Here is a 12,323-nt window from a genome sequence, read left to right as displayed (position 1 = left end):
GATTATCCTCATTTTAATCGCAAATATAAATTAATTCAACTTTCCTTCAATTTCATTGTCATTATTTCTTACATTGTACCAAACATTATTACTATATGAAACTCATTTAGATGAAATACTGCTGCAGTAAAAAAAGAGTGGACCACTTTGGCCACTCTTTTTGACTACTCTAATTCATGATCGGCAAGTCCTTCTTCCGGCATAGGTTCAATAAATACTTTTCTTGGTTTGCTGCCTTCTGATGGCCCGATCACCCCATGTTCTTCCAGCTCATCTACTAAACGAGCTGCACGATTATAACCGATTCTAAAGCGTCTTTGAAGCAACGATATGCTTGCTGTCTGCATTTCTACGACTAAAGCTTTCGCGTCTTCATATAATTCATCTTGTGAAGCTTCACTGCTTGTGCTAGTCGTATCTTCTTCTGTCGGCATCATACTTTCTTGATACTCTGCCTCTTGCTGTTCAGTCACAAAAGCGACAACTCGTTCAACTTCCTGATCAGATATGAAAGCACCCTGTACCCGGATCGGTTTATTTTCGCCCATTGGTAAGAACAGCATGTCGCCTCGTCCCAATAATTTTTCTGCACCATTACTATCGATGATCGTGCGAGAATCTGTTCCGCTGGAAACAGCAAATGCCATTCTTGACGGCACGTTGGCTTTGATGATTCCTGTAATGACATCCACACTTGGACGTTGTGTTGCTAAGATCATATGGATTCCAGCTGCACGAGCCATTTGTGCTAAACGGATGATTGCATCTTCGACTTCATTACTGGCAACCATCATCAAGTCAGCTAACTCATCTACGATCACAACAATAAATGGTAAAATCGGCCGGTTTTCACCATCCTCTAAATTCTTTTGAATGACCAAATCATTGTACCCGGAGATATTTCGAACACCCGTCGCCGCAAATTTTTCATAACGAAATTCCATTTCCTGAACAACTTTTTGAAGTGCTTGCGCTGCTTTTCTAGGATTTGTCACAACTGGTGTCAAGAGATGCGGAATTCCATTATAAACATTTAATTCGACCATTTTGGGGTCGATCATCATCAATTTTACTTCATGAGGTTTTGCCCGCATCAAGATACTTGAAATGATACCGTTGATTGCAACAGACTTCCCGCTCCCTGTCGATCCTGCGATCAGTAAATGGGGCATTTTGGTTAAATCTGCTGACTGGACCATCCCTGAAATATCTCTGCCTAAAGGAACCTCCAGCAGCTTGTCAGGATGACTTGGCTGTGCTTCGATGATATCTCTAAAGGAAACTGTGCTGACCGTACTATTAGGAACCTCGATCCCTATCAGTGATTTCCCTGGAATCGGTGCTTCCATCCGCACATCTTTCGCCGCTAATGCTAAAGCAATGTCATCTGTCAAACTGACAACTTTGCTCACTTTGACCCCTACAGCAGGTTGAATTTCGAATTTTGTCACCGCAGGACCCAGGCTAGCTTTCACTACTTTAGCATCGACTCCAAAGCTTTTGAAGGTCTGCTCCAATACACCAATGTTTTTTTCGATTTTTTGGTATTCACCGCTTTGATCAGCAGAAGGAATCGAGTCTAATAATGTGGATGGCGGTAGTTCGTAATCGCGGTCCTCTGCTTCTTCTGAAATTTCAAAATCCAGATCGCCGCTTTCATCGATCTCCGGCTCAGCAATTGGTTGTTCTGAATGTACAGGCTGCATTTCAGCTTGACTTTGAAAACTATCGATCGGTACTAACGTCAGCTGTTCTGGTTCTTGTACTTCTTTTTCTTCTTGTTCCCAAGATTCTTGTGCCAATTTCTCACCAGGAGTCAGCTCACGCACATCATTTTTTAAACGTTCCTGCGCTAGTCTTTCGATCTCAGCTTGTTTAGCTGCACGTTTTTCTGCGCGCTTCGCTTCTCTCTCTGACTGTTTTGCTTCGCTTTTAGCAAAGAAATGCCCGATTTTTTCGCGAATGATCTGCAGACCGCCCATTACTTGTTGTACTTCAAGCATACTTACAAGAAAAATCCCTAGCAGAATCAATAATGTAGCAACCAAATAACTGCCAAACTGTGCAATCAGGAAATAGGTCATACTGTAAAGCGCAGCACCTATCATTCCACCACCGACATTTTGAGCAACGACATTTCCTTTAAGATCGATTTTTAGAAAATCCCATGTCGTACCTAAGATATCAGGTGTCTGCGTTCCAACATTGCGAAACATATACGCATGGAAAAACAGCAATACCCCTAAATAGATCACAACGCCGCCAATGATCGGACGTGTCTTTTTGATGGGAAACTCGCGACCAAAGATCACCAAAGATAGCCCATAAAGCATCAATAAGCAAGCTGCGGCAGGAAATGTATTACCAATCGCAACACGCAAGCCATTTGCAATCAAGGTTCCTAAAAAGCCCAGTTTTAATAGGCCGAATAAGCCAAAGAAAATAAAAAAGATTCCAAGAAAAATGAAATTCAGATGCTCTTGCTGCTGTTGCTGTTTTTTCGTTTTTTTCTTTTTTGCACGTTTTCTTTTTTGTGCCATGTAACATCCCTCTTTTCACTCAGTATCCATTATACCTAAAAAGTGAGCCGAACAAAAGTACCCCCATTGTTTCTCTTACAATTTTAATTTTTTCCCTCTAAAATAGAAGTATAGGACAAAGCCGAATATCAGCTTTGTCCTATATAGACGCCGTCTACCCGGCTTTTATTTTGTTGTTTAACGATAAAAATCAAAACGTCCTTTAGCCAGCATTTCTTTGATACCGCCTGTTTCAAATAGTGAACGGTCCATGATCGCTTTTTTGATCACAGAAGCCGGATAACCTTTGACTTCCATTTTTCCAACTTCACCGAATGCATGGCTATTGCCGATAGAAGCCACAGATCCTAATGATTTGAACGTAAATTCTTTTGTTGGTTCACCTTTTAATTGCGCTTTGATGTTTTTTCCTGCATGCTCTCCCATTTTAAGAGAAATTTGTGCAGTTGTTGGGTACGGACGATTTGATTCTTTGTCCATGACAGCAGAACAGTCACCAATAATGTATACATTACTATGCTCAGCATCTGTCAAATCTGGTTGAACCATCACACGACCGCGTTTTGCCGCAAAGCCAGAATCACCGACCACATGACTGCCGCTGACACCAGTTGTCCAAATGATCGTTTTTGCTGCTAACTCTTTTAATTCATTGGTTTCCTGATCATCTAAATAAACTACTGTATCCTGTTTGATTTCTTTGATCGGTTTGCCGACTAAGAAATTGACGCCCCATTTTTTTAGATGGTCGATCCCGTATCCGCCTAGTTTTTCACTAAACATCGGTAACAGACGTGTAACTGCCTCGACACAGTATAATTGAATTTGGTCAGGTTCAACTCCAGCCACTGCCGCAAGTTTCTTTTTCCCTTCAACTAGAGAACCTAGTAGCTCGATCCCAGTAAAGCCAGCACCGCAGACAACAATCTTCAAGCAATTTTCATCTTTTGTTTCTTTATAAGCCTTCATTTGCTCTGTTAAATGTTGGTAGACTTTTTCTGAAGTAGGAATATCTACCATTTTTAATGAAAATTCTTCCACACCAGGAATTCCAAAAGACTCTGATTCGTAGCCCAATGCTACGACTAAATAATCATAAGAAAGTGGTGCTTGATCTTTTAGGTGAACCTCTTGATTTTCACTGTCGATCTTTTCTACTGTTCCTTGTACAAAAGTCGTACATGCTGATTTAACTACATCCTTAATTGGATAAGTGATCCGCTCTGAGGTTTGGATCCCAGCTGCAACTTCGTGAATATCTGTTGCCTCAAAGTGGTAATCATTTTGATCCACTAATGTGATCTTGATGTCATCGTTTCCTTTTTGTAATTCGTGCAGCGCTCTTAAGCCAGCATAGCCAGCGCCTAAAATAACAACGTGTTTGCTCATGTTAAAACTCTCCTTTTGACCTGTTTGATTTTATTATTTAAACCACAATCCTATGGCAAAAAAAACAACTTGTGAAAAAGCGCCGACAGCTAAAATTTTGACTGCGCAGATAAATGTTTTCGTTTTGATTTGTTCTTTTAAAAACAGTTTCGTTTGCTTCCAGGTAAACGGGACCGTGACGATCATCAATAGCATCGTGATCGGTGTCAGACCTAAAAACACGCTTAAAATGATCGAACTGAAAGCTACAATGATCAGGCCTACAAATAAACGAAGCGAAACCTTTTTACCTAAATAATGAACCAGAGTAAAGCGGTGATTCATCTCATCTTCTTCCAGATCACAAATATTATTGGCTAGCATCAGATTAGCGATCAAGCATGTATTTGGCAATGCTACTAAGAAGATACTCCCTAGATTCGTCAGTGTCCATTGAAACGAGTCAAAGGTATTGATGTAGACACAAATCAACATGATCATAAAGCCCATCGTAAAACCGGAAAATACTTCACCTAAAGGTAAACTAGACAGTGGCTTAGGTCCCGAAGAATAAAAAATTCCGATCAAGTAACAGTATAAGCCCAGCCACAACAAAGGCCAGCCCACGATCACAGATAAACCAATGCCCATCAATGCAGAAATGACGATCATCCAAATGATCCAACTGCGAATCATCGATAATGATAAGTTTTCCCGTCCGATGATATTGGTTTTTTCCTTATAGTCGTGTCCTTCTTTTGCATGATGATAGTCGTTATAATTATCTAAAATATCGACAGCCATATTGAAAATGAACATCGCAATAAAATAGATCAATACATAAAATAAATGCAAATTCTGATAATGATACCAACTAAAACAAATGCCTAAAAGAAAAGGTAACACACTAGCTGTTTTTGCTTTAAGTTCAACAAGTTCAAAAAATACTTCTTTATTCAAATTATACTACTCTCCTCTTTTAATATTTAGTTTTATGCTCATGAAATAATTTACTGTATTTCTTAGCCAACTTCGTATACAATCAATAGTATTGAACAATTGAACGACCGAAAGGATTATTATGCTATGAATGAGTTTTGGAAAGATTTCCCTGTGATCCAACAACAATTGAATGAAACCTGTGACCTGATCAAACACCAAGTGAAAGTACGCAACAAAGATATCGAACAAGCATTGATCGATCTGACTTGTTCCGGCGGTAAATTATTACGCCCCGCTTTCTTTTTCTTGTTTGCCCAAATTGGTGATAAACAAAAACAAGATCATCAACAACTACTCAAGATCGCCGCATCGATCGAAATTTTGCATATGGCCACTCTTGTCCATGACGACATCATTGACGACTCACCACTAAGACGTGGTGCTGCAACGATTCAATCCCGTTATGGTAAAGATATCGCCGTTTATACAGGTGATTTACTATTCACTGAATTTTTTGAATTGCTGGCAGATACAATGAATGGTTCTGATTTCTTACATACAAATGCTGCTGCAATGAAACGACTATTGCTTGGCGAATTGGATCAAATGCATACACGCTATAAAAAAAATATCACTGTCTTTGATTATCTACGTAGTGTCAACGGCAAAACTGCTGAGCTATTTTCTCTAAGCTGCTTAGAGGGGGCTCATTTCGGCTATGCCAATAAAGAAATCCAGCGTTTAGCTGCACGTATCGGCCGAAATATCGGCATCGCTTTTCAAGTTTATGATGATATTTTAGACTACTCGGCCGATAGCAAAACATTGAAAAAACCTGTTTTAGAAGATCTAGCCCAAGGCGTCTATACTTTACCTTTGATTTTTGCTATACAAAAAGCACCTGAACATTTCTATCCTTATTTAGAGAAAAAGTCAGACATTTCAATAGAAGAAGCTATCGAATTAGGTCAACTGGTCCACAAATATGATGGCGTGATAGATGCCAAAAATTTTGCAAAAAAAGTAACTGAAAAGGCGCTGATCGATATTCAAAAATTACCTGATTGTTTAGGTAAAAACCAACTAGAACAGCTAACACAACTGTTGCTTCAACGTTCATTTTAAGCAACTACAAAAAAAGAAAAGTTCGAGGCAAAGCTCAGAGAGTTTTGCCTCGTCTTTTTGTAAAAAATCAATCGGTGGTCATCCCTCGATCAATGGCATACAGTTGTTGATAATGTTGATTCGTTGCCAACAATTCTTCCGGTGTCCCACTCATTTCCAAACGCCCGTCCTCAATAAATATCACTCGATCCATCATGTGTACCCCTTGTAAGTGGTGCGTGATCCAAATGATCGTCTTATCTTTCAGGGTTTCAAAAAAGGTATTCAGCAATTGCTGTTCGGTGATTGGATCTAAACCTGTCGTTGGTTCATCCAACAAAACGATCGGTGTATCTTGTAATAAAATCCTTGCCAAAGCTAATCGATGACGCTCTCCACCTGAAAAACGCAATCCTGCTTCGTCTACCATCGTTTGTAAGCCTTCCGGCAATTCTTGAATCATTTCTTTCAGTCCCACACTATCCAGAACCTGCCAAACCTCTTCTTCAGAAGCTTCTTCTCGACCAAGGCGAATATTGTTTAAAATAGATGTTCTAAATAGATATGGTGCTTGATGGATCACACCGATCGATTGCGTGATTTGATCGCCAAAATCGGTCGTTGGAACATCTCCCAAAGTGATCGTTCCTTTACTTGGACGCAAATCTCCGCGAATCAAGCTAGCCAATGTGCTTTTTCCAGAACCGCTTCGTCCTAAAATAGCTAATTTTTCTTTTGGCTCGATCTTCAACGTTAGATGTTCTAAAACAGTATGTTCTGCTTGATTATACGAAAAAGAGATATCGTCGATGACTATTTCCGTACTTTTAACTTCTAGGTCTGTGACCTTTACTGTTTCAGTAATTTCAGGCAGATCATTCAGACGTTTGATCGAATCTTTGTAAATATTGGTCTCTTGTGCAGCATCTGGCAACGGCGCAAAGGCATCGATCAATGGAAAGACCGTCAATACAAACGCTGCGATCCAATTTGCCGCTCCGCCATGATTTCCTGGAAAACGCATGCTCGCCCATGCTAAAACAGCGATCGTGATGCCCCCAAAGATTACTTGAAGAACAAAATCACGGAACCGATTAAATCGTTTGATCTGTTCATCTAATTCACGCAGCTTTGCTTCATCTTTTTCATATGAATAAACGAATTCATGTCCTCTTTGACTGAATACCCAATCTGAGACACCCAAGATATTATCCGTCAATTTCTTATACAATTCATTTTTAGATACTTTTTGCTTTTCCTGTTTTGCTCCATTTACCAACACAGAAACCAAAGGCAGCAAGAACACAACTACGCCAAGCATCAACAGCATGCATAGCCCAAACCACCAGGAAAAAAGACCTAAACCGATAATAATAAAAATGTATAACAACCAGGCGATCACTGTGGGAAAAATCGTCCGCAAGTATAAATTTTGCAAATGATTGATATCTTCTGAAAGCAAGCCAAGAATATCTCCCGTTTGATATTTTGATTTAAAGAAAATCGCATCTTTCTCTAAAACCAAATACAGCTTCAAACGTAAATCAGACGTCATCTTTAAGACCCAGTTATGACTGACCAGACGTTCAATGTATCGAAATACTGGACGACTGATCCCGAAAGCCCGCGTCAAAACGATCGGAATATAGATCATCAAAATATTTTCAGGAAGCGAAGCCGCCCGACTGATCAAATAACCTGAATTGAACATCAAGGCACCCGCACTGAAAAATGTTAAAAAGCCTAGGAATAAAGCAAGATACAACAGTCCTTTGTACTTTTTCAAAAACGGTTTGACCCATTGATCTTTCCTATATAATTCTTTATTCGTTGGGGTATTTTCCATTATTCTGTCCCCCTCATTTGATTCATTAATCGTACATAATAGCCATTTTTTTCTGTTAATTCAGTCAATGTTCCTGCTTCTACAAGCTGCCCTTTATCCATGACCAAAATATAATCCATTTCAGCCATCCAATGTAGACGGTGAGTAGCAAAGAATACCAAATGATCTTCCATCAACGGTAACATTCTTTCTTTTAATTCAACTTCTGTTTCAATATCTAAATGAGCTGTCGGCTCGTCAAACAGCAAAACACGTCGTTCCTGATCTAAAAAGGCTCTCGCTAAGGCGATTCTTTGTGCTTGACCGCCACTTAAAACTCTGCCGCTTTCACCGATCATTGTATGAATCCCCTGAGCCAAGCTCGAAACTAGTGCTTGCAGTCCAACTAATTCAATTGCGGCTGCAACTTGCTCATCCGAAGCATCCGGAGTATAAAAGCGGACATTGTTTGCCAGCGTATCCTGAAAAATATACGGTGTTTGAGGAATATAAACCACTTGTTTTTGCCATTCTTTTTGCTGAAAATGAGGGAGTTTCTGTCCATCGATCTGAATTTCCGTTGTCGCCGTGTCAGGCTCTAAAAAACCACTTAAAACATTGATCAATGTTGATTTGCCCGAACCACTAGCACCAATGATCCCAATTTTTTGATACCCTTTTGCACTAAAATTCAGGGCTTTTAAGGCTGCTTGAGGCGCTTCTTCATAGCTATAAGTCAATTGTTCAACCGATAGTTCGCTTAACGCCGACCAGTCCTCTAAGGATAAAGTATCTGTTTCTTCGACTTCTTTTAAATCCAACACTGCCTGGATCGCTTGGAAAGAATTTTTCCCATCTAATGTTGCATGATAATCACTGGCAAAGTCACGGACAGGTAAAAAGAATTCTGGCGCTAAAATCAAGGTCGTCAAGGCAGGAAAAAGTAGAATACCGCCTTCCAACAAACTTAAACCTAAAAAAACCGCAACAACTGCAACGGACAATGTAGTGAAAAAGTCCAAAGCAAAGGTAGATAAAATGGCAATTTTAAGTGTACTCATTGTCGCACGTCTAAAACGCTCACTCGTATTGTAAATGCTGCCGGCGTATTTTTCACTCAACCCGAATAATTTTAAAGTATCAATCCCTCTCAATGAGTCGATAAAATGATTCGACAATAATTGAAAGGCTTTATACTGTTTATCAGCTTTACTTTGTGCCGCATACCCTAAAATGATCATAAAAATAATGATCATTGGAAAAACGACCAGCAAAACCACTCCAGAACGAATGTCCAGAGTAAAAATAAAAATCAAGATCAACCAGGGAATGATCATCATATTCATGATCTTCATCAAAATCAAATGAAGATAATTTTCTGCCTGACTGATCCCTTCAAGTGCCATAGTGACCATATTACCAGTCCCATTTTTTTGAACAACTGTTGGTCCTAAACGAAAGATTTTTTGCAGCAACTGTTCTCTCAATTCACGTGAACGATCATAGCTGAAATGATCCAGCATTTTTTCTCGTACATAGGTTATAACATGTCTGCCCGTATAAAATAAAAAGAAAAGAAGGATCGCGGTCAGCTGATCATGAAGCTTGCCGCCTTCCCAAAGTCCAACAACTGCTTTAGCTAAGTAAAATGCCTGCCCGATTATAAAGACTGCTTGCAGGAAAGAAAAACCTGCAAGCAAAATCATCGTCTGTTTAATTTTAGGCATCTTTAAGATGGCTTTATCGATCATCCTTCATACCCCAAAGCAGCGATTGCCGGATGTTTGATTCGTTTTCTAAAGATATAGTATGACCAAGCGGTATAAGCCAATACGAATGGTAAAATCGTCAATGACAACCAAGTCATTGTTTTTAACGTATACGGGCTGCTTGATGCGTCTTTGATCAAGATATCGTAATAACCTTCACTGCCGATCATCACACGTGGGAATAAACCGCTAAACAATAAAGCAACCAACACAACAAGTGTTAATCCGCTGGCAATAAATGCTGCCATTTCTTTTTTCTTAAAGACACTGACATTCGCAACTACTGTCAAAATAACGATTGCTAGAACAAGTACTAGCGTCACAGCAAAATGATTGTCAAAGAAATCTGTTTTGAAGTACAACAATGCTGCAAAGACGACTAGTCCAACATATAGTACCCAGTAAAAGAATGAGGCATAATTACGTGCACGTTCTCTAACCGGTCCTTCTGTTTTCAAGGTAATATAGTTTAATCCATGCAAGTAGCATAATAGTGTCAACGCAACACCACCGACTACAGAAAAGACATTGATATAGTCAGTAAAAGTTGCAGACATATTGCCATCGACATCTAAAGGCATTCCTTGGACTAAACTGATAAATAAAATCCCAAAGAAAAACGGTACTATGAAGCTTCCAATTGAAAGTGTCCAGTTCCACATTCTACGTCGTTTACCATCAGGCATCCGATGACGGAATTCAAATGACACGCCACGAATGATCAAACCAACTAAAATAATGAATAAAATCAAGTAAAAACCGCTAAATAGTGATGCATACCAGTAAGGAAATGAGGCAAACATCGCACCACCTGCTGTTAATAACCAAACTTCATTACCATCCCAAACAGGTCCAATCGTTTGGATGATTTGTTCTTTTTCTTCTTCATCATGTGCTAATGTTTGAACGGACATTCCGACACCAAAGTCAAACCCTTCAAGGAAGAAGAAGCCTGAAAATAGAATACCGATCAATACAAACCATAGTAACTGCAACGTACTCATCCTTCAAAGACCTCCTTATCGAATGGATCTACTTCAGTCGCATTCGCTTGTGCTAATTTCTTTTCTTCATAATCAGGCCCTTTTTTCAGTTCAACAGTGATCAAGTAAACCATCACAGAACCAAGACCTGCAAAAAGAATAAAGTAAATAATATTTGAAGTTAATAACGAAGCGACAGAAACGTTTGGTGAAACACTGTCTTCGATCGTGAACAATCCATAAACAGTCCAAGGATAACGACCCAACTCTGTGATCAACCAACCTGTCGTATTTGCTAAGAATGGTGCAAATGTACATAAAGCAACAATCCAAACCATCCAGCGTTTTTCATAAAGCGATGGTTTTTTCTTACGGGTAAAGAAAAGCCCTAATGCTGAAACCAAAAGCATCAATACACCGAAACCGGCCATTACTCTAAAGCTCCAAAATAGTGTATTGACTGGCGGGAAGTAATCTCTATCGCCATATTTTTCAATTAAATCTTTGTTCGCTGTTTCCATTCCATCAACAGAACCAGACAGACTATTATAAGATAAAATACTTAATACATATGGAATTTGGATTCCGAATACTTGTTTATGCTCTGCTTCGTCAGCCCAAGCAATCAACGTCCAGGCCGCAGGATCTCCAGAATCTTCATATGCACCTTCCATTGCTGCAAATTTCATTGGCTGTCCTTCGATCAAAGCTTTCATTTGTAAGTCCCCAGCTAATAATACGCCTAAAGACCCAAACAATGCGATCCACATACCGATACGCATAGATACTTTGTGGAAGCTGACATCACGTTTTTTCAAGATTTGGAATGCTGCTAAACCGGCAACGATCATTCCGCCCATTACGACAGCACCAGCCAATACGTGGCTAAATTCATACCAAACTTTCGGATTGGCGATCACCGCACCAAAATCGATCAATTCTGCCCGGCCATTGTTCAGCGTATATCCCACTGGATGCTGCATGAAACTATTTGCCGCTAAGATCCAGAATGCTGACATCATTGACCCAAATACAACCAACCAAATAAATGTCAAATGTAGTTTTGGATTTACTTTATCCCAAGTAAAGATCCACAATCCTAAGAATGTTGATTCTAAAAAGAATGCAAGCAGTGCTTCGATCGCTAAAGGAGCGCCAAAAATATCTCCTACAAATCGTGAATAATCAGACCAGTTCATACCAAACTGGAACTCTTGAATAATACCTGTGACCACACCTACTGCAAAACTCAATAGAAAAATGTTGCCCCAAAACTTCGCCATTTTACGATAACGCTCATCTTTTTTCACTACATACATCGTTTCCATCACTGCAACAACAAGTGCTAATCCTATCGAAAACGGCACGAAGAAAAAGTGAAAGACTGTGGTCATCGCAAATTGGAACCTTGCTAATGATACAATATCAAACATCAATAATCCCCCTTGTTTTTACTGTCTACACACAAAGAAAGAAGCCGATTCTACTCGAACGAAGAGTCATTTGTACAGTTGGTTGGTGCTGCAAAATGAGATTCAGACCGCGAATAAAATAAACTTACTTATTACTAAATGTGAAAACTGTTTTTATTAAATTTAGAATGATTCCAATTTAGAGTATACTCTTTTATTTAGAAAATTCAAATGTTTCCGTTCATTTCTCATCAAAAGATGTATACTTTTCTTGAAAAAATCAGAAAACGAATGAAACTTCTCATAATCGGAAAAAATATCGTGCTAAAAATGACGATTTCGACCGATAAAAAAACGAATTCAGCTGAGCTGACTGTCAA

General features: G+C 39.3%; 8 protein-coding genes. 1 reads left to right on the top strand and 7 read right to left on the bottom strand.

Annotation, left to right across the window (positions count from 1 at the left end):
* Positions 1–164: 164 nt before the first annotated feature.
* The 3 genes from H3T55_RS09255 to H3T55_RS09245 all read right to left on the bottom strand — a co-directional run bounded on the left by H3T55_RS09255 (position 165) and on the right by H3T55_RS09245 (position 4,868).
* Positions 165–2,540 (bottom strand): DNA translocase FtsK, encoded by a 2,376-nt coding sequence (locus tag H3T55_RS09255; RefSeq protein ID WP_225534252.1) that lies wholly within the window; start codon positions 2,538–2,540, stop codon positions 165–167.
* Between the two features lie 177 nt (positions 2,541–2,717).
* Positions 2,718–3,929, bottom strand: a complete 1,212-nt coding sequence (locus H3T55_RS09250; protein WP_225534251.1) for an NAD(P)/FAD-dependent oxidoreductase — start codon at positions 3,927–3,929, stop codon at positions 2,718–2,720.
* Between the two features lie 33 nt (positions 3,930–3,962).
* Complete coding sequence (locus tag H3T55_RS09245) at positions 3,963–4,868, bottom strand: prenyltransferase (RefSeq protein ID WP_225534250.1); 906 nt, start codon at positions 4,866–4,868, stop codon at positions 3,963–3,965.
* A gap of 126 nt (positions 4,869–4,994) precedes the next feature.
* Here H3T55_RS09245 and H3T55_RS09240 point away from each other — a divergent pair, with 126 nt between their 5' ends.
* Positions 4,995–5,975, top strand: coding sequence for a polyprenyl synthetase family protein (locus H3T55_RS09240; protein ID WP_225534249.1), 981 nt, complete (start codon positions 4,995–4,997; stop codon positions 5,973–5,975).
* A gap of 67 nt (positions 5,976–6,042) precedes the next feature.
* Here the strand turns inward: H3T55_RS09240 and cydC are convergent, their stop codons facing one another.
* The 4 genes from cydC to H3T55_RS09220 are packed head-to-tail and all read right to left on the bottom strand — an operon-like array spanning position 6,043 to position 11,964.
* Entirely contained in the window at positions 6,043–7,803 is a 1,761-nt protein-coding gene (cydC, locus tag H3T55_RS09235; RefSeq protein ID WP_412523574.1) for a thiol reductant ABC exporter subunit CydC, read from the bottom strand.
* Positions 7,800–9,530, bottom strand: coding sequence for a thiol reductant ABC exporter subunit CydD (gene cydD, locus H3T55_RS09230; protein WP_225534247.1), 1,731 nt, complete (start codon positions 9,528–9,530; stop codon positions 7,800–7,802). The genes cydC and cydD overlap by 4 nt, the downstream gene beginning before the upstream one ends.
* Complete coding sequence (gene cydB, locus H3T55_RS09225) at positions 9,527–10,552, bottom strand: cytochrome d ubiquinol oxidase subunit II (protein WP_087641183.1); 1,026 nt, start codon at positions 10,550–10,552, stop codon at positions 9,527–9,529. The genes cydD and cydB overlap by 4 nt, the downstream gene beginning before the upstream one ends.
* Complete coding sequence (locus H3T55_RS09220; RefSeq protein ID WP_087641182.1) at positions 10,549–11,964, bottom strand: cytochrome ubiquinol oxidase subunit I; 1,416 nt, start codon at positions 11,962–11,964, stop codon at positions 10,549–10,551. Before H3T55_RS09220 ends, cydB begins: the two co-directional genes overlap by 4 nt.
* Positions 11,965–12,323 lie beyond the last annotated feature (359 nt).

The sequence above is a fragment of the Enterococcus sp. S22(2020) genome, from assembly GCF_020295385.1.
Lineage (GTDB): Bacteria > Bacillota > Bacilli > Lactobacillales > Enterococcaceae > Enterococcus_L > Enterococcus_L dunnyi.
The sequence above is the reverse complement of the archived record's forward strand: the minus strand, read 5'-3'. Positions and strand labels throughout refer to the sequence as shown.